The 19,400-nt window shown below is 66.5% G+C and carries 7 protein-coding genes and 4 pseudogenes; 7 read left to right on the top strand and 4 right to left on the bottom strand.

Going from position 1 to position 19,400, the window contains the following annotated elements:
* The first annotated feature begins 442 nt into the window (after positions 1–442).
* Positions 443–5,794, top strand: coding sequence for an RHS repeat-associated core domain-containing protein (locus ACGFS9_RS25220; RefSeq protein ID WP_393256394.1), 5,352 nt, complete (start codon positions 443–445; stop codon positions 5,792–5,794).
* Positions 5,795–6,034: 240 nt separating this feature from the next.
* Positions 6,035–6,649, top strand: coding sequence for a hypothetical protein (locus tag ACGFS9_RS25225; protein WP_393256395.1), 615 nt, complete (start codon positions 6,035–6,037; stop codon positions 6,647–6,649).
* 277 nt (positions 6,650–6,926) lie between these two features.
* On the opposite strand, the gene ACGFS9_RS25230 is transcribed toward ACGFS9_RS25225, so the two are convergent.
* The gene (locus tag ACGFS9_RS25230) at positions 6,927–7,187 is read right to left on the bottom strand and encodes an ATP-binding protein (RefSeq protein ID WP_393256459.1); all 261 of its coding nucleotides are present in this window, start codon (positions 7,185–7,187) and stop codon (positions 6,927–6,929) included.
* A 350-nt stretch (positions 7,188–7,537) separates the two neighbouring features.
* Positions 7,538–8,373: pseudogene (locus ACGFS9_RS25235) on the bottom strand (IS5 family transposase).
* A gap of 44 nt (positions 8,374–8,417) precedes the next feature.
* Here ACGFS9_RS25235 and ACGFS9_RS25240 point away from each other — a divergent pair.
* The 4 genes and pseudogenes from ACGFS9_RS25240 to ACGFS9_RS25255 all read left to right on the top strand — a co-directional run.
* Positions 8,418–8,633: pseudogene (locus tag ACGFS9_RS25240) on the top strand (3'-5' exonuclease); the annotation flags it as partial.
* Positions 8,634–8,696: 63 nt separating this feature from the next.
* A pseudogene (locus ACGFS9_RS25245) lies at positions 8,697–8,996 on the top strand (glycosyl transferase family 2); the annotation flags it as partial.
* An 80-nt stretch (positions 8,997–9,076) separates the two neighbouring features.
* Positions 9,077–11,137 carry a serine/threonine-protein kinase gene (locus ACGFS9_RS25250; RefSeq protein WP_393256397.1) on the top strand — a complete coding sequence of 687 codons (2,061 nt, stop codon included), beginning with the start codon at positions 9,077–9,079 and terminating at the stop codon, positions 11,135–11,137.
* 912 nt (positions 11,138–12,049) lie between these two features.
* Positions 12,050–13,186: pseudogene (locus tag ACGFS9_RS25255) on the top strand (IS3 family transposase); the annotation flags it as partial.
* 399 nt (positions 13,187–13,585) lie between these two features.
* On the opposite strand, the gene ACGFS9_RS25260 reads toward ACGFS9_RS25255, so the two are convergent.
* Positions 13,586–15,115 (bottom strand): helix-turn-helix domain-containing protein, encoded by a 1,530-nt coding sequence (locus tag ACGFS9_RS25260; RefSeq protein ID WP_393256399.1) that lies wholly within the window; start codon positions 15,113–15,115, stop codon positions 13,586–13,588.
* Between the two features lie 240 nt (positions 15,116–15,355).
* Positions 15,356–15,550 (bottom strand): DUF4236 domain-containing protein, encoded by a 195-nt coding sequence (locus ACGFS9_RS25265; protein WP_393256400.1) that lies wholly within the window; start codon positions 15,548–15,550, stop codon positions 15,356–15,358.
* An 887-nt stretch (positions 15,551–16,437) separates the two neighbouring features.
* Here ACGFS9_RS25265 and acnA point away from each other — a divergent pair.
* The gene (gene acnA / locus ACGFS9_RS25270; protein ID WP_393256402.1) at positions 16,438–19,152 is read left to right on the top strand and encodes an aconitate hydratase AcnA; all 2,715 of its coding nucleotides are present in this window, start codon (positions 16,438–16,440) and stop codon (positions 19,150–19,152) included.
* Positions 19,153–19,400: the final 248 nt, after the last annotated feature.

Consider the following 19,400-nt stretch of genomic DNA (forward strand, 5'->3'; position numbering starts at 1 on the left):
AGTACTGCTCGCGGCGGTTCAGGCGGGCCTGCCGAAAGCGCGGCGTGGTCCAGTCCATGGGCAGAGTCGGATCTTGCTTCGACAACGCCTCTTGGGGCGCGCTCAGACTGCTGTATGTAGATCTGGCCATCCATGGACCGGTCTAGGCCACGCATAGGCCACGCACGAATCTGACACTGACATGGCCATGTTCGATTCTATACTGTCACTTTCCGTAGTTACATGATCGCTTCGGGTTGCATCCTGGTGGGCCGTGATCGAGGGGGTTGAAGTGGCACGTTCTTCTAGACTGCGACGGGCCGTTGTCAGCGTCGTTACCGCTTGGTCTGTGATCTTTGCGGGGGCCGCGACGGCGGTGTCGGTGGAGAAGCAGACAGCCGAGTCGGCGCCCGCGGTCACAACCTCTGCGGACGGGCCAAGACTCTCAATGCACCAGAGACCGATGACGCTGAAGCAGCGTCATCAACAGGTTGACCAGCAGCGGTTCAAAGCACCGACTCTCGACGTCCATCGGAAGAAGCTGACCGAGGCCGATGCCGTGGCCGAGGCGAAGAAGATTGCAGCCCGGTCCCGCTCTGTGGCAGGGGCCAAGAGGAGCAGTGGGCGCGCGGCTGCGGGCGACGTCGATGTACCCAACGGGGTCGTGAACTACGTGGCAGCGGTCGGCTCGGAAGGCTCGTACCGGTCGGTGGTGGGCGCTAGCCCGTTGGGCCCCGATGCGCTCGTCGGGCAGGTCTTCGAAGGCGAGACGCTTCTCGCGAGCGCCGAAATCACCAACTCCGACTCCACTCACGATGCGGACGGCAAGCTCGCCGATGTTCTGCATCAGGTCAAGGTGACCTGGGAAGTCGGTTGCGGCCCCAATGTCGTTGCCTATGACTCGGGCCAGGTCGTGACGGCCCACTCCGGTGCCTACTCACTGGTCCATCCCGAAGTCAACGACCCAGTAGTGACTCTCCAGGCGTCGGTCGATCCCACACAGTGCGCCGGTGTCCAGCCCAACATCGGAAACTTCTCCATCAAGGCGCTCGCCACCGTCGTCGACGTTGCCGGCGGCAGGGGTGGCGTGGTCACGGTGATGACCCTGGCCCACGGGATACCCACCGACCAGACCTACGCATGTGCCCCGGAGTGCGCGTCCCTGAGCACGGCCTTCGCCCAGCCGCAGGCCCAGCGCGGTGCCTCGGTGAACACCGCCACGGGCGCGTTCTCTGGCTCCTTCACCGACGCCCAGCAGTCGTCCGTCGGGGGTGGCCTCGACCTCACCCGCCGGTACTCCTCCGACAACACCGCGGCCAGCTCTCTGGGCCAGGGATGGACCCTTCCCTGGGACGCCCAACTGGCCAAGGACGCGGACGGCAACATCACTTACACGTCGGAGAGCGGGGCGAAATACCCTTACACCAAGAAGTCCGACGGCACGTTCACGGATCCCGCCACTTCGCGGTCGGCCCTGAAGTCCCTGGACGACGGCACGTACACCCTGACCACCCCGGACAAGCGGACCCTGAGCTTCGATTCCGGCGGACACCTCACCTCCTCGAAGAACCGCTCAGGCCAGGGCGTGACTTACCGCTACGCGGCCGGGCACCTGGCGTCCGTGACCGACGCGGCGGGCCGGACGTCCACGGCGACGTACTCCGGCGACCTTCTTTCCCGCGTGCAGCTCGCTGATGGCCGGCACGTCGACTACGGATACACCGCAAGCCGCCTGACGAGCGTCACCGGGACCGACGCCAAGCAGATCACCTATGGCTACGACACCGGAGGCCGACTCAACTCGATCCAGGACGCGGCAGGGCACTACCCGGTACGTAGCACGTATGACTCCCAGGGCCGCGTGGCCACTCAGAAAGACGCCCTCGGGAACAGCACGTCCTACACGTACCGCAGCGGAGAGACGGACACCACGGCCCCGGACGGGGGCGTATGGACCGACGTCTACGCCCACAACTACCTGCTCGTCCAGTACGACCCCTTCGGGAACCGGACGTTCTACAACTACGACGGCACCGCGAACCTCATCAGGGCCACCGACCCGCTCGGTCACTTCACGTCGTACGCCTACGACACGGCAGGCCGTCTGACGACGGAGACCGCGCCCTCCGGCGCCCGCTGGCAGTACGCCTACGACACAAACGGAAACCTGTCCAAGTCCACAGATCCTGAGGTGCACGCCACGACGTACACCTACACCACCGGCAACCTGCTGGCCACCGTCAAGGATCCACTGGCCAACGTCACCACCTTCACCTACACCGCTACCGGGCAGCTCGCCACGGAGACCGACCCACTGCAGAAAACGACGACCTACGGGTACGACACAGTAGGCAACCAGACATCCGTCAAGTCTCCGAGCGGCGCTACAACCACGCAGACCTTCGATGCGTCGGGGCGAGTGGCCACCAGCACCGACGCACGAGGGAACGCCTCAGGCGCAGACCCGGCAGCGTTCACCACGAAGTACACGTACGACGACGCGGACCGGCTCCTGACGACCACGGATCCTAAAGGCCGCGTTACGAAGCGCGGATACGACGCCGTCGGCAACCTGACCTCGGTCACCGACGCCACGGGTAAGACGACGTCAAGCACGTACGACGCGGCGAACCGCGCCACCGGCGCTACCGACGCCGCAGGCAACACCGGCCAGCAGTCCTACGACGCCATGGGACGTCTCCTGTCCGCGACGGACACGGTCGGCAGCAAGACGACCTACACGTACGACAAGGCCGGCCGCGCGCTGTCCATGACGATGCCGCGAGGCAATGCAGCCGGGGCTGATGCGGCGAAGTACACCTGGAAGTACGGCTACGACGTGGCCGGGAACAAGACGACGGTCACTGACCCCCTGGGCTACACGACCGCCACGACCTACACCGCAGACAACTTGGCCGAGTCGGTCACCGATCCCCTCGGCAACGTCCGGAAGTACAGCTACGACGACGTGGGCAACGTCCTGCGAGCCACGGACGCCCTGAACCGGATAATCATCAGCACGTACAACGCAAACAACCAGGTGGCCACGGTCAGGGACCGGAACAGCAAGACCATCACCTACAGCTACGACACCGCCGGGCGACTCGCGTCCGAGACCTCGCCGATGGGTAACAAGACCACCTATGGCTACAACAGCGACGGTCTCCTGACCGACACCGTGGAACCGCGGGGCAACGTGACCGGCGCTGACCCGGCTCAGTACACCTGGCACACCTCGTACGACGCCGCAGGCAACGTCACCGGCCAGACCGACCCGTTGGGCAATAAGACGTCCAGCACATACGACACGGTAGGCAACGTCACCGAGAGTACCGACGCGCTGGGCAAGAAGACCGGCTACGGCTACGACGATCTGGACCGGCTCACCAAGATCACCGCTCCCGACGGCGGCATCACCACCCTGGGCTACGACGCCATGAGCAAGCTGACATCGCGTCTCGACCCCAACCGGCACACCACCGCGTACGCCTACGACAAAGCCGGCCATCTCACCAAGACCACCGACCCCCTGAACCGCGCCACGTCGTACGCCTACGACGCGGACGGCAACCGCACCACGGTCACGAACGCCCGCAGCCAGACGATCATCAGCACCTTCGACAGCCGTGGACTGCCGTCCAAGAGCACCTACTCCGACGGCACGCCATCCGTCACCTACACGTACGACGCAGCAGGGCGAGTCGCGACGGTCGCAGACGGCACAGGAACCCGCACTCTGACCTACGACGCAGAGAGCCGGCCGCTGACCATCACCTCACCCGGCGCCGCCAACCCGTTCAAGTACACCTACAACGGCGACGGCACCGTCAGGACGCGCACTTACCCGGACGGCTACGCAATCAGCTACGTCTACGACGCGGACGGCCGCATCAAAACGCAGTCCACCAGCGGCAAGACCATCACCTACGGCTGGGACCAGGCAGGCAATCTCACATCCGCGCAACTGCCGACCACCACGGCGCTGACCGAGTCTCGCACCTACGACAGGGCCGGCAACCTCGCCTCCGTCTCCGAAGGCACCGGGGCACGCCAGTTCACCCGCGACCCCGACGGCCGAGTCGTCGCCGACCAGTTTAAGGACGCCACGACCACCGGCCTTGCCAGCCGCTACGGATATGACGGCACCGGCCGCCTCACCCGAGCCTGCACCGACACCCTCGCCACCACATCCTGTCTGGACGGCACCAGCGGAACCAGCTACGGCTACGACAAGGTCGGCAACCTCACCACATCCAAGACCAGCACCACCACCGTCACCAACACCTTCGATGCCGCTGACCAGCTGACCAAACGCGTGTCAGGAAGTACCACCACCAACCTGACGTACGACACCGACGGCAACCTCACCAAGGACGCCACCGGCATCTACACCTACGACGCCGCCAGCCGCATCAAGTCCGCCACCATCGGTGCCAACTCCTTCACCTTTGGCTACGACGCCGACGGCAACCGCACCACCTCAAACAAGAACGGCACCCGGGACCGCACCACCCGCTGGGATCTGAACAACCCACTGGCCCAGATCGCCACCGACACCAACAGCACCGGCGCCCTGATCGCCGACCACAACTACAACCCCACCGGCATCCCCCAGGCCGTCAACCAGACCACAGGCGTCTTTTACCTCCTGCACGACCGCCAGAACTCCGTCCGCTCCGTCAACGACGCCACCGGCAAGGAGACCTACACCTACTCCTACTCCCCCTGGGGTGAGACCACCGGAAAGGCGAGTACCACCAACGGGCAGACCAGTGTCTTCGGCTATACCGGCCAATACAAAGACCCCTATCTCACCGGCCATCTCGCTCTGCGAGCCCGCAGCTACGACCCCGCCACGGCCCGCTTCGCCACCACCGACCCCGTCCCCGCCCCTGCGAGCAGTTTCAGCCCCTCTCCCTACGCCTACGCTGGCAATGACCCGGTCAACCAGGCCGACCCGTCCGGTCAATGCCCTCTGTGCGTCAGCGCCGGCATTGGCGCCGCTTTCGGAGCCGTGCTTGAAGGGGGCGTCTACTCCTGGCAGCACCGAAACGGACGCTTCACCTGGGGCGGCCTAGCCAAGGCGAGCGGCGAAGGAGCCCTCACCGGCGCTATCGCTGGTGTACTCATGCCAGGCGCTGGCAACGCCGCAGCCCGCGGCCTCGGGCTCACTGGAGGCCGGGCGCTCGCCACCTCCACGGTCGTCAACGCGAGCGTGGGCGCAGCGTTCTCATGGGGCGTCAACGAAGCGCACTGCCGTCCTACAGGCCCCTGGGACCTGATCTTCGGAGCGGCGGGCGGCGGCAGCAGCAGCCTTCTCGGGCCCGCGTTCAGTTGGCTCAAGGGCAGGTTCTCCTCGAATCCTTCGGGCTTGAGGTTCGGCCCGGGAGCGGCACACGCAGATGACCCGGTCTTCCGCGGCGGAAGCTCCTTCTCGCTGAGTTCGATCGCTGAGGAACCCGGTTTTAACTACCTGTACCGGGGTGTTTCCACGGAGAGCCCGGCATACAATAGCGCGGTACACGGCATAGCTGAGCCGCGAGGCGGCTCAGCTAGCATGCAAACCCATCATGATGGGAACACCGACAGCATCTACACCTCGTGGTCGACATCGAAGCAGACAGCACTGACGTATGCGCGTGGCGCTGCCGAGGGTCGTAGTGATCTTCCCGGAGTGATCCTGCAGGTAAAGCTCCCTCTGGGGCAGCCCATATACCCGTCAATCATGTTCAGTACCGAGCTCTGGGAAAGTAACGAGAGCCTCGTGGAAGGAATAGTTCGAGGAGCTAAGGTGTTCCACGTCCCAGCTCCTTGATGAACTGATCCCTGGGGCGGCCACTGGGAACACTGCGAGGTGGCCGCCCCTGGTCTGATTCTCAAAAGGAAGACGCCGCTTATGGATGTGCCGGCCTCCGTGGTCTTGGATGTAGACCAAGCAATCGACTGCTGTGCGAAACTCGTTCGAGTGGGCTGGGAGTCGGCCCGGCTTGCACTCTCGGCACTTGAGCAGTCTCAACTCGCGGCGGTGGAGATGTCGCGAGTAAAGACCGCTTCCATGGCAGGAATCTACCGACTGCGTCTCGGGAAATACGGCGATCTCGTTGAACGCGCATTGGATCTGGATCGGTTCGCTCAGAAACTCGAAGTTATTTCCAATGAGTCTTTCATCCGCTTTTTCTCCATCCGGCACCAGGGGTGGCGTATCCTTGTTGCTGTATCGGATGATCTAAACCAGCCGATAGCGGCGACCGCAGTCAGGGGTGTCGGAGGTGATCCAGCATCAACCACGGTCGGCGCGGTGGGCTTTATTTCAACTGACCAAGCCCGCGTGCTATGCAATAGATTGGTAGAGGATGGATGGGATGCTGCCAATGTTGCGGTCGAAACCCTCAGCAATCCCACTCCTGCTGACATTCCATTCTGGTTGGCTACCCCGCAGACTTTGGCGCGCCAGTACAGCAGTCGTGTCAAGGATTCCTCCGAATCGTCTGATGGTGCCAGTGTTAATCTGATTCGATTTGCTGACGCCATGGTCGAATGTAGAGATCCAAGCAAGTATATTTGCATCTTCCATCTTTTTGATGACTATGGATGGCAGTCAACCGTCGCTGTCTCTGAAGACCTCACCCAGCCTCTGGGAGTAGTCGCCATTGAGCGCTCGACACGCTGAAGCGACCGTTCGACGCGCTCATCGGCGAAGGCGCGAACAGGGAGATCGCCGTGGCGACAGCGACATACAAAGGCATGTGCCGGCCGTGTCCTGACACTAGCGGGCCGGAGTGGTCACCAACCAGATCACCAACCAGTGGAGGTGCGAATCCTTCCGGGGCTGATGGAGGCTTTGACATCGACGTCGACGCCTTCGACGAGCCGGCCCCGAAGCTGCCGTGGCGTCACGGCTGCAGTCGGAGCCAATTCACCATCTGGCGGGTGACGTCGAGGACCCCTCACGGCTCGCCCCCGTCCGCGGACCGAGCTTGAGACGGACGCACCGTAGTGGGGTCAACATCGGTGACTTCCACACGGAGCCGCTCTCCGATCCACCGTACGGACACAACGCACGCGGCCCGCGTGTGCATGACCGAGTTCGTGACCAGTTCCCCGGTGAGCAACTTCAAGTCCTGGGCCAGCTCCTCGTTCAGGGCCAGTCCGAGCCGCCTTGCACGGCTCACAATTCTGTCTCGCGCAGCCGGCACCGCCTCGACCAGGGGCGGGACGGTGAACGCGTAGGGCGATTATTCGAGCGGGCGCGACATAGCTGAGACCTCTCGATGGGCACGGGCTAGTGTGTCAACGCGATCTCCCATAAGTGAATGGATCGCTCGCCGACTTCACCGAGCAGCCCGGCAGAGCAACGCGGACATCACCCAGCCCACCGAGGACGGCACCGTACGCGACCCCAGCGGCACCATGGCCGTCTGCGTCGCCGACGGCGACATGGCTGGCCGCGTCGCGCCGACCTGGAGACCAAGCACGGCATCACCACAGCGACCCTCACCAAGGAAGGCCCGCAAGGTGGCGGCGAGGTCCCCATCGGAATGCACCGCTCTAAGAGGTCCTAACAAAGGCGTTGGACGTGTCGGTGAGTAATCAGGCAGGTGGCGAGGCCGAGGAAGGCCTCGTGGATGTCGTCGCGCCGCTCCCAGCGGATCCGTAGTCGTCGGAAGCCGTGCAGCCAGGCGATCGTGCGCTCGACCACCCAGCGGAAGATGCCCAGGCCGGAGCCGTGTTCAACGCCTCGCTCGGCGATGACCGGGCGGATGCCGCGCTGCCAGAGCAGACGACGGTACTTGTCGTGGTCGTATCCGCGGTCGGCAAGCAGGGCATCGGGTCTGCGTCGGGGCCGGCCGACGACACCCGCCACCGACGGAATCTTGTCCAGCAGAGGCAGCAACTGCGTGACGTCGTTACGGTTTCCGCCGGTCAGGGACACCGCGAGCGGGATGCCCTGGGCGTCGGTGACGACGTGGTGCTTGCTGCCCGGCCGTGCGCGGTCGACCGGGCTGGGGCCGCTTTTGGGCCGCGTCGGGCCGCCCTGACATGAGAGGAGTCGATCACCGCCCGCGACCAGTCCAGCCTGTTCGCAGCCCGCAGCCTCTTCAGCAGCACCAAGTGAAGCGCGTCCCACACGCCGGCCTCGTTCCACGCGGCCAAGCGCCGCCAGCAGGTCATGCCCGAGCCGAAGCCCAGCTCCTGGGGCAGGTACTCCCACTGGATCCCGGTGTGCAGCACGAACAGGATCCCGCACAGGGCCTGCCGGTCCGGCACCCGCGGTCTGCCCTCGACCAGCTTCGGACCCGGCTCGGGCAGCAACGGCTCGATGAGCGACCACAGTTCATCCGACACGATCCACGGCCGCGACTGTCGTTTCCCCACGACCAGACCAACGACCACCAAAGCCGAAAGTCACATGATCAACAGCTTCTGTTAGGACCTCTAAGGGACTTGAGTACCAGAAGCTCGCGGTCATCGGCGCGAGCGACGGCATCCTCCCGCGCACTGCTGTCGTCGAGAAGTACAAGACGACTGACCCCAAGCGGTACGAACGCGAGCTCAAGAAGAGCCACAACCAGCTGTTCGTCGCCACTACCCGAGCCCGCGACGCGCTGCGCATCTCCTGGCACGGCAAACCTAGCCCGTTTCTACCCTTGTAGGTTGGGTCGACTCGAACAGCATGCCCGAGGGATCTGGCCGGGCCTCGCGGAGCGATTAAGCGCAAAGTGCGGCACAACCCGCTGCTGCTCGTAGGGACGGTCGCGGGTCTCGTGTTCGTCTATCTGGCTCCACCGGTGGCCCGGGTAGTCGGCGTCCGGAGCGGGAACGCGGTGACGGCTGTGGCTGGCGCTGCCGCGGGGGCGGTGATGACGGGGACGTTACCGTCAGCCGCTGTGGCTCGTTCCGCTGTTGTTGTTCATCGCGTTCCTGTATCTCCTGATGACGGTGGACTCGGGGGCGCTACACCGGACGCTGCGTGGAAGGTGCCAAAGTACGTGCGCCCGGAGGCGGCGCCGGACCGGCGAACGGCACGACTTCCGATCGACGCCGGGCGATACGCTGGAGAGCCGGACAACCAGCCTCTCGCGTTGGAGACTTAGCCTTGCCGCAGCTCGCCGTCGTGCACACGTTCTGGACCGACTACGAGCAGTTGGAGAAGCCCGTCCGGGCCGGGGTTCGCAAGGCGATCACCAAGTTCCAGTCGCTGACGGTGGCCGAGCTGTACGCGGACAAGGGGCTGGGGTTGTCCGTCGCGCGCATGGCCCGTGATCCGCGGATGAGGACGATACGCATCACCGCCTTCTGGAGGGGCGTGCTCCTCGCGCCCGACGACGGAAGTGAGACCTTTCTCCTCCTCACGGTGCTGCCACACGACGAGGCCCTGCAGTGGGCCGCCACCCGGCTCGTCTCCGTGAACTCCGCGATGGGAAGCCTGGAGGTGCGGGACGTTGCTGCCATGGAGCGGCTGGTCACTTCGCGGCCCGCCTCCCACGTTCCCATGACTCTTTTCGCTCGGTTCTCCGCCACCGACCTCACAGCGCTGGGCATCGACGGCCAGACTCTGGAGGCCATCCGCACCATCACGGACAGGGCGCAGTTCGACGCCTTCCAGCCACTGCTGCCCGAGGACCAGCGCGAGGTGCTCCAGTACCTTGCCGAGGGGTTTGATCCCGCAGAGGTCTTCCAGAACGTCGTCGCTCCCCGGCGGCCGGTAGACGCGAACCCACGGGCTTCGGCGACCCTCGCGGATGCCATCGCCCGCACAAGCGATCGGATCACCCTTTTCTCGGAAGCCGGGGAACTGGAGGAGATCGCTGGCAAGCCGCTGGTCGCGCCACGAACGGGAGAGCTGGTCAGCCACTCCAGGCAGGGCGAGCGTAAGGACTACCGGTGTGAACGGCTACCCCTCGCCGACGGCGGCCAGGCAGATGTCTTCAAGGCGGTGCACAAGCCCAGTGGCAAGGTCGTCATCCTGAAGAAGCTCAAGGACAAGTACCCGCCCGGCCGTCAAGTTGCTCGCATGAAGCGGGAGATCGAATGGGGGCGCAGCCTGACCGGGAACCCGCATGCGATGCCGGTGCTGGACTTCGATCCCAAGTACACCTGGTTCGTCATGCCGTACGCGGAGGCCACCGCCGAGAACTGCCGGGAAGAGTTCTCCAATGATGCGGCCCTGCGGGAGTTGCTGGAGTCCCTCTGCTCGGTCCTCGCGGTGGCGCACCGTGAGGGATGGATCCACCGGGACATCAAGCCGGCCAACGTCCTGCGTCTGAACGGCCGCTGGGTCCTGGCAGACTGGGGGATCGCGCGGCGGCCCCTGGGGCAGACGACCGATCCGCAGCGGACCCGCGTGGGGGTCTTCCTCGGCTCGGAGGGTTTCGCGGCCCCTGAGCACTACAGCGACGTCCACCACGTGGACCCCACTGCCGACATCTACAGCCTGGGGCAGCTCATCGGATGGGCCGTCACGGGCGAGATGCCCCTCGTGAACGTCCCGTTGCTCCCGAAGTCGGGCCCATGGCGTGCGATCGTCCGGGAGGCGACCCAGAGGGACCCGGAGCGACGCCCGGCCACGGTGTCCGCCTTCCTCGATTTCGTCGCGCGAGAGCTGGACGAGCCGGCAGAGCCCGTTGCGCTACGCGGCGAGCACCTCCAGCGGGAACTGTTCGCCGGGTCGACGGGTGCGGGGTCGGACCTCCTAACGCTGGCCGCTAGGCATCCCGACGATGCTGCTCTCTACTTCGACGTGCTGATCAAGGTTCCCGTCGCCTCGATCATGGCGGACCTGCTGACCGACGCCGCTCGTGCTGTAGAGGTCGTGTCCGCGATGGCGACACTCTTCGGCTCGGTCGTCTCCCACGGTTCCGAGGAACTCGACGCCACCGTCAGGTGGCTGGCCAGTATCGCCGAGGGGGCTGCCCGGGCGAGGGAGCTCGATCTCCTGGAAGCGTGCTGCGGTGGCGCGTTCGAATGGATCCCCCTCCTGGACGACCAGAGCGGGCAGGCTGATGGCTTCTCCTGGTGGACGACCCTGAACGGGGACGCCGCCAGTTCGGTGGCGGCGATGCTGCGACAGCACCCGGAATGCGTGACGTACTTCGGCCACCTTGTGCACGACCTCCTCGTCGACCACCGGATTCGCGCGGCCATCGCCCAGCAGTGAGCGTTTCAGCGCGTCCCCTGATCGGGTGACGCCGGGCATGTGGGGGTGGGTGCCGCAAACGGACAGGGCTACGTCCTCACCCTGGAGCGGCAACGCTGAAAGCACTGAGTGGCGGTACAGCCCGCGTTGAAGGGCTGGATTCTTGCGGGAGCCAGAATCAGACGTACGAACAGACCGCGGAGGACTACGGTATGACCCCCGGGGAGGTCTACATGACGCTCCGACAGGAACCTGACGGGACCGGACGGGACAAGGTGGAGAGCTGATGGAGGAGAAGAAGTACTTGAAAGACCGGTGGCCGATGGCCTGGCCCAGTTGATCAAGAACTCCGGTGACTGGGGCTTTGCGAGGTATCCCAACGGGACCGTGGAGACTGCGTTCACCGTCAGCTTGACCTCTGCCCGGTCGTACTGGGTGAAGATCGAGAGGGGCCCTACCGGCCGGCTTCATTTCGACTGCGACCCCAACCACACCATCCCGGGCCAGGTGAAGAAGCCTCCCCGGGGCAAGGTAGTGCGCTGAGGCGTGAAACAGAAAAGGCCCGCCCCCCTCAGGGGCGGGCCGAATAGGGAACCAACAGGGCTCCTATGCCGATTGGTTGAGACTTCGAACGCCGCCCCAACGGCACGGGGGCTTTGCGCGTTGCGGCCCTCACTTCGACCTCACCGGCGTCACCTGATCAGTGGCCACGCTGAAAACGCTCAGTAGACTGGTTCGGCGCAGTCGGCGAGGTGCAGCGCCCTCGGTACTCAGGTAGCCGCACTCCACTCGGATGCCCCATGCATATGCCAACTGGGTCTGCTGCAGGTTTGGGTGACACCTGATCTGGCTTGCTGAGAGGCGGCCTGGAAGGATGTTGCAGTGCCCAAGCCGTGAAGGACTTCCGCGAGGACCTCGTGCGGGTCTGCGCGCAGCCGCGAGCCCGGCGTAACGCTGGATCAGATCGCCGCCGACTTCGGCGTCCACCCGATCACGCTGTCGAAGTGGCTGCGCCGCGCCGACACCGATGAGGGCGCCAGGCCCGCAACGGGATCGGGTGAGTCCGCCGAGCTGCGCGAGGCCCGCAAGCGCATCCGGCTGCTGGAGCAGGAGAACGAGGTTCTGCGGAGGGCTGCGGCATATCTGTCGCAGGCGAACCTGCCGTCAAAATGATGTACCCGCTCGTCCGCGAGCTGGCCGCCGCCGCTGCCCCTTGCCGGGTGCCGGTGTCGGTGACGTGCCGGGTGCTAGGGCTGGCCCGCCAGCCCTACTACCGATGGCTGGCCTCACCGGTCACCGATTCCGAGCTCGCCGAGGCATACCGGGCCAACGCCTTGTTCGACGCGCATCGCGACGATCCCGAGTTCGGCCACCGCTTCCTGCTCGACGAGGCCCGCGCCGCCGGTGAGGCGATGGCCGAGCGGACCGCCTGGAAGATCTGCCGCGACAACCGCTGGTGGAGCGCGTTCGGCAAACGACGGGGCCGCGGTAAGAACGCCAAGGCCGGGCTGCCTGTCCATGATGACCTGGTGCGGCGGGACTCCACCTCAGCCGGGCCGAACCGGTTGTGGCTGACGGAAATCACCGAGCACGCGACCGGCGAGGGCAAGCTGTATCTGTGTGCCGTCAAGGACGTGTACTCCGGCCGCATCGTGGGCTATTCCATCGACGCCCGGATATGACGTCCAGTCTCGCCGTGAGAGCCCTTGAGTCCGCCCGTCGCCCGTCGCCCGTCGCGGTCAGGTCGCAGGATGCATCGTGCATTCCGACCGCGGGTCGCAATTTCGCTCACGGAAGTTCGTCGCAGTTCTCGCACGTCACAGCATGATCGGATCGATGGGCAGAGTCGGTGCCGCCGGCGACAACGCGGCCATGGAGAGCTTCTTCGCGCTGCTGCAGAAGAACGTCCTCGACCGCCGCACCCGGGCCACCCGCCAGGAACTACGGATCGCGATCGTGACCTGGATCGAGCGCACCTACCACCGCCGCCGGCGTAAGAAACGCCTGGCCCGATTGCCCCCCGTCGAATACGAGACCATCCTGACCCCACCCGCAGCTCCGGCTGCATAACCCCCGCTGTCACCTACTCGTGCAGCAGTCCCGTCGCATTCCCAGCGGCAGGTCCAGGCGGTACTTGCCGTCCTCGATCTGCCTACGGGCCTCGGGAAGCTGTTCCGCGCATTCGGTGAACACTTCCTGTAACGCGGCCGACTGAACGCCCCTGCTGCCCGCGTACCGGAAGGTGCCGGCACGGCCACTTCGGCGACAACAACCCTCCGTGATGGCTGACGGATACTCAAAAACTCCTGACGTATCGTCAGCCATTTAAGATCATCTTGGACGGGCGTTGCACAAGGCGCTGAAAAACAACAGTGATCAACGGAGGGTCGTGAAGGTGAGTACCCGCAGTTCAGCTGGCATGTTGTGATGTCGTACCCCTTGCTGCCAAGGGGCACGACACCTCGCCGATCAGATGTCCCGGAAGATCTCGATCTGCGCCCCGATCGAGTTCAGCCGCTCCGCGAGGTCCTCGTAACCCCGGTTGATGACGTACACGTTGCGCAGCACCGAGGTGCCGTCCGCGGCCATCATCGCGAGCAGGACGACCACGGCGGGGCGCAGGGCGGGCGGGCACATCATCTCGGCGGCGCGCCAGCGGGTCGGGCCCTCGACCAGGACGCGGTGCGGGTCCAGCAGTTGGAGCCGGCCGCCGAGGCGGTTGAGGTCGGTCAGGTAGATCGCCCGGTTGTCGTAGACCCAGTCGTGGATCAGCGTCTGGCCCTGGGCGGAGGCCGCGATGGCCGCGAAGAAGGGGACGTTGTCGATGTTGAGGCCGGGGAACGGCATCGGGTGGATCTTGTCGATGGGCGCCTCCAGCTTGGAGGGCCGGACCGTCAGGTCCACCAGGCGGGTGCGCCCGTTGTCGGCGTAGTACTCGGCCGTGCGGTCGTGGTCGAGCCCCATCTCCTCCAGGACCGCGAGTTCGATCTCCAGGAACTCGATCGGCACCCGGCGCACCGTCAGCTCCGACTCGGTGACGACGGCGGCGGCCAGCAGGCTCATCGCCTCGACCGGGTCCTCGGAGGGGGAGTAGTCGACGTCGACGTCGATGGTCGGGACGCCGTGCACGGTGAGCGTGGTGGTGCCGATGCCCTCCACCCGCACGCCCAGCGCCTCCAGGAAGAAGCACAGGTCCTGCACCATGTAGTTGGAGGAGGCGTTGCGGATGACGGTGACGCCGTCGTGGCGGGCGGCGGCGAGCAGCGCGTTCTCCGTGACGGTGTCGCCGCGCTCGGTCAGCACGATCGGCCGCCCGGGGCTGACGGACCGGTCCACCTGCGCGTGGTAGAGCCCCTCGGTCGCCGCGATGTCGAGCCCGAACCGGCGCAGCGCGATCATGTGCGGCTCGATGGTCCGGGTGCCGAGGTCGCAGCCGCCCGCGTAGGGCAGCTTGAAGGCGTCCAGGCGGTGCAGCAGCGGGCCGAGGAACATGATGATGGAGCGCGTCCGGCGGGCCGCCTCGGCGTCGATCGCCTCCATGTCCAGCTCGTTGGGGGGAACGATCTCCAGGTCGACGCCCCCGTTGATCCACCGGGTGCGGACGCCGATCGAGCCGAGCACCTCCAGCAGCCGGTACACCTCTTCGATGCGGGCGACCCGGCGCAGTACCGTGCGCCCCTTGTTCAGCAGCGTGGCGCACAGCAGGGCGACACAGGCGTTCTTGCTCGTCTTGACGTCGATCGACCCGGACAGACGACGGCCGCCGACGACCCGCAGATGCATCGGACCCGCATAGCCGAGCGAGACGATCTCGCTGTCCAGGGCCTCACCGATGCGGGCGATCATCTCAAGGCTGATGTTCTGGTTGCCGCGCTCGATGCGGTTCACGGCGCTCTGGCTGGTGCCGAGCGCCTCGGCGAGCTGCGACTGTGTCCAGCCCCGGTGTTGCCGGGCGTCACGGATGAGCTTGCCGATGCGTACGAGGTAGTCGTCTGCCATGGCGCGACCGTATATCGGATGTGAGATAAAAAGAAATGGAGCGCCGCCTTCCGGGTGACGGGCTCCATGGTGTCGCGCTCGCAGGGGAGTTCGGATGGCGCGGGCCTCCGCGGTGCCGGCGCGGCGGCGACCGTCGAGCGATGCCGCGTGCCGCGGTCGTCGATGTCGCCGCCGGTCCGCGCCGCCTGGCGATGCGTATGTGACGGTTGGTCGCTTCGGGTGATGTATGTCCGGCTTGTGTCACCGGGCCTTGCGGGTCTTGCGCCAGCCGAACGGGCCCGGGAGGTTCATCGACGTCGTCCTGCGGCCGGTGGTGCTGTGTGTGACCCGCGGACCGTGGTCGCCACCGCCGGTGGTGACGGACATCGACTTGCGGTTGATGTTCAGTCGCACGCCGGGAAAGATCTTGAAGCTCTTGCGGAACGTGAGCGGCATGGCGGCCCTTTCGCCTCGGTGTGCCGGGGCCCTCCCGGCGAAACACCTGGTACCCCGAAAGTGGCGCGACGTGCCTGTCCGTCCATGCGTCGCCCCGTCAACTTGACCGGGAGGCAGCCCTGCTGGGGCCCTCGGTGGTCAATCCGTCTTCTCTGAGAGCCTGTTGGCTCGAACGGCTCGGTCCGATCCGTCCACGTCGGCCTCCTCCGTGCCACCCCTCGCCCCTGCCGGACGGCGCCCTGGCCCCGTACTCCGGTGACCGTCCGTCGCGTGCGTGCCTGCCTGTATGCCCGCCCGCCTGCGCCGCGACCGGTGTCCGTCCCTGCGCGGCATCCACCCACCCGCCTCGGCGTCCTCCCGGCTCCGGGTCGGCGCGTTGCGGCCCGAGCGGCGGTGTGCGGAGGCGTGGCGGGTCGGTGGATTTCGGGCGGGGCGCCTCCCCGCTCCTCGCCCGCGCCTCCCGCCGTCGCTCTCCCCGCCGGAGTGCCGCCGGGGAGGGCGCCCGCCCGCGTCCCGGGTGATCCGCGCCACGGCGTGGATCACCCCCGTGGCGCGCCGGTCGCACCCGGCGCCGGCGCCGGCGGCCGTACCGGTGGGCGCCTTCCGTCGCGGCGCCGGGGGTCGCCTGGTGCGACGGGGTGCCGCGGGGGTACCGGGAAGGCGGGGGTGGACCTGTCGGGACATGGGAGCGCCCGGGCATGACCTCGCCGCCCCCATGTACTAGAGTTATCTCGACATCGAGATATCTGCCGAGGCGTACCGCAGCCGCACCGCGTCGCCGATCCCGTGGTAAGGGTTACCTAACTTAGCCTTACCTTAGCGGATCGTCCACGACCTCGTGGCGGCAGGATGCGGTGGGAACGCGCACATCAATGAAGGAGACTGTCGTGTCGGCGAACAGCTTCGACGCCCGCAGCACGCTGCAGGTGGGCGACGAGTCGTACGAGATCTTCCGGCTGGACAAGGTGGAAGGCTCGGCTCGCCTTCCGTACAGCCTGAAGGTGCTGCTGGAGAACCTGCTCCGTACCGAGGACGGCGCGAACATCACCGCCGACCACATCCGGGCCCTCGGTGGCTGGGACTCGCAGGCGCAGCCCAGCCAGGAGATCCAGTTCACGCCGGCCCGCGTGATCATGCAGGACTTCACCGGCGTCCCCTGCGTCGTCGACCTCGCCACCATGCGCGAGGCCGTCAAGGAGCTCGGCGGCGACCCGGCGAAGATCAACCCGCTGGCCCCGGCCGAGCTGGTCATCGACCACTCCGTCATCGCCGACAAGTTCGGCACCAAGGACGCCTTCGGCCAGAACGTCGAGCTGGAGTACGGCCGCAACAAGGAGCGCTACCAGTTCCTGCGCTGGGGCCAGACCGCCTTCGACGAGTTCAAGGTCGTCCCCCCGGGCACCGGCATCGTCCACCAGGTCAACATCGAGCACCTGGCCCGCACCGTCATGGTCCGCGGCGGCCAGGCGTACCCCGACACCCTCGTCGGCACCGACTCGCACACCACGATGGTCAACGGCCTGGGCGTGCTCGGCTGGGGCGTCGGCGGCATCGAGGCCGAGGCCGCGATGCTCGGCCAGCCGGTCTCCATGCTCATCCCGCGCGTCGTCGGCTTCAAGCTCACCGGTGAGCTGACCCCCGGCACCACCGCCACCGACCTGGTCCTCACGATCACCGAGATGCTGCGCAAGCACGGCGTCGTCGGCAAGTTCGTCGAGTTCTACGGCGAGGGCGTCGCCGCCACCTCGCTCGCCAACCGCGCCACCATCGGCAACATGTCGCCGGAGTTCGGCTCCACCGCCGCGATCTTCCCGATCGACGGCGAGACGCTGAACTACCTCAAGCTCACCGGCCGCTCCGAGCAGCAGGTCGCGCTCGTCGAGGCGTACGCCAAGGAGCAGGGCCTCTGGCTCGACCCGGCCGCCGAGCCCGACTTCTCCGAGAAGCTGGAACTCGACCTCTCCACGGTCGTCCCCTCCATCGCCGGCCCGAAGCGCCCGCAGGACCGCATCGTCCTCGCGAACGCCGCCGAGCAGTTCAAGAGCGACGTCCGCAACTACGTCGCCGACGACGACGAGGCGGGCAAGGAGTCCTTCCCGGCCTCCGACGCCCCGGCGACCTCCAACGGCGTCCCGTCCAACCCGGTCACCGTGACCGCCCCCGACGGCAGCACCTACGAGATCGACCACGGCGCGGTGACGGTCGCGGCCATCACCTCCTGCACCAACACCTCGAACCCGTACGTCATGGTCGCCGCCGCGCTCGTCGCGAAGAAGGCCGTGGAGAAGGGCCTGACCCGCAAGCCGTGGGTCAAGACCACCCTCGCCCCGGGCTCCAAGGTCGTCACCGACTACTTCGACAAGGCCGGGCTCACCCCCTACCTCGACAAGGTCGGCTTCAACCTCGTCGGCTACGGCTGCACCACCTGCATCGGCAACTCCGGCCCGCTGCCGGACGAGGTCTCCAAGGCCGTCAACGACCACGACCTCGCCGTCACCTCGGTCCTCTCCGGCAACCGGAACTTCGAGGGCCGCATCAACCCCGACGTCAAGATGAACTACCTGGCCTCCCCGCCGCTGGTCGTCGCGTATGCCATCGCGGGCTCCATGAAGGTGGACATCACCAAGGACGCCCTCGGCACCGACCAGGACGGCAAGCCGGTCCACCTCGCGGACATCTGGCCCACCGAGGCCGAGGTCAACGACGTCGTGGCCAACGCCATCGGCGAGGACATGTTCACCAAGTCCTACCAGGACGTCTTCGCGGGCGACGCCCAGTGGCAGGCGCTGCCGATCCCCGAGGGCGACACCTTCGAGTGGGACGCCCAGTCGACCTACGTGCGCAAGCCCCCCTACTTCGAGGGCATGACGATGGAGACCACCCCGGTCTCCGACATCGCCGGCGCCCGCGTCCTGGCCAAGCTCGGCGACTCGGTCACCACCGACCACATCTCCCCGGCCGGTGCGATCAAGGCCGACACCCCCGGAGGCAAGTACCTCACGGAGCACGGCGTCGAGCGCCGCGACTTCAACAGCTACGGCTCGCGCCGCGGCAACCACGAGGTCATGATCCGCGGCACGTTCGCCAACATCCGCCTGCGCAACCAGATCGCGCCGGGCACCGAGGGCGGCTACACCCGCGACTTCACGCAGGACGGCGCCCCGGTGTCGTTCATCTACGATGCCTCGCGCAACTACATCGACCAGGGCATCCCGCTGGTCATCCTGGCGGGCAAGGAGTACGGCTCCGGTTCGTCCCGCGACTGGGCCGCCAAGGGCACCGCGCTCCTCGGCGTCAAGGCCGTCGTCGCCGAGTCCTACGAGCGCATCCACCGCTCGAACCTCATCGGCATGGGCGTCCTGCCGCTGCAGTTCCCGGAGGGCGTCACGGCCGAGTCCCTCGGCCTGACCGGCGAGGAGACCTTCTCCTTCACCGGTGTCGAGGAGCTCAACAACGGCACCACCCCGCGCACGGTGAAGGTCGCCACCGACACCGGCGTCGAGTTCGACGCCGTCGTGCGCATCGACACCCCCGGCGAGGCGGACTACTACCGCAACGGCGGCATCATGCAGTACGTGCTGCGCAACCTGATCCGCAAGTAGCCGGTCCGGCGAGCGAGCAGAGGGCCGCACCCCCGTCCGACGGGGGTGCGGCCCTTCGCGTTCCCCCACCGGCCGGGGAGGCGCCGCCGGCGGACGTTCCCGCCGGGACGGTGGCGAGGGCGGACTCGGGGCGGACCGGGCGGGTGGGTTCGGGCCCGCCCGGTCCGCGAGCCCGGGCAGGACGGGGGGAGCCCTGCCCGGGGATGGTGCGGCTTGTGACGACCACGGTGTGCGACAACGTTGTCTGC

The sequence above is a fragment of the Streptomyces sp. NPDC048566 genome, from assembly GCF_043199735.1.
In the GTDB taxonomy this organism is placed as follows: Bacteria; Actinomycetota; Actinomycetes; order Streptomycetales; family Streptomycetaceae; genus Streptomyces.

Coding starts and splice junctions, on each gene's coding strand:
- ACGFS9_RS25260 (WP_393256399.1), bottom strand. CDS start 15,115: ATGGCAGACGACTACCTCGTACGCATCGGCAAGCTCATCCGTGACGCC.
- ACGFS9_RS25265 (WP_393256400.1), bottom strand. CDS start 15,550: ATGCCGCTCACGTTCCGCAAGAGCTTCAAGATCTTTCCCGGCGTGCGA.
- ACGFS9_RS25225 (WP_393256395.1), top strand. CDS start 6,035: ATGGCAGGAATCTACCGACTGCGTCTCGGGAAATACGGCGATCTCGTT.
- ACGFS9_RS25220 (WP_393256394.1), top strand. CDS start 443: ATGACGCTGAAGCAGCGTCATCAACAGGTTGACCAGCAGCGGTTCAAA.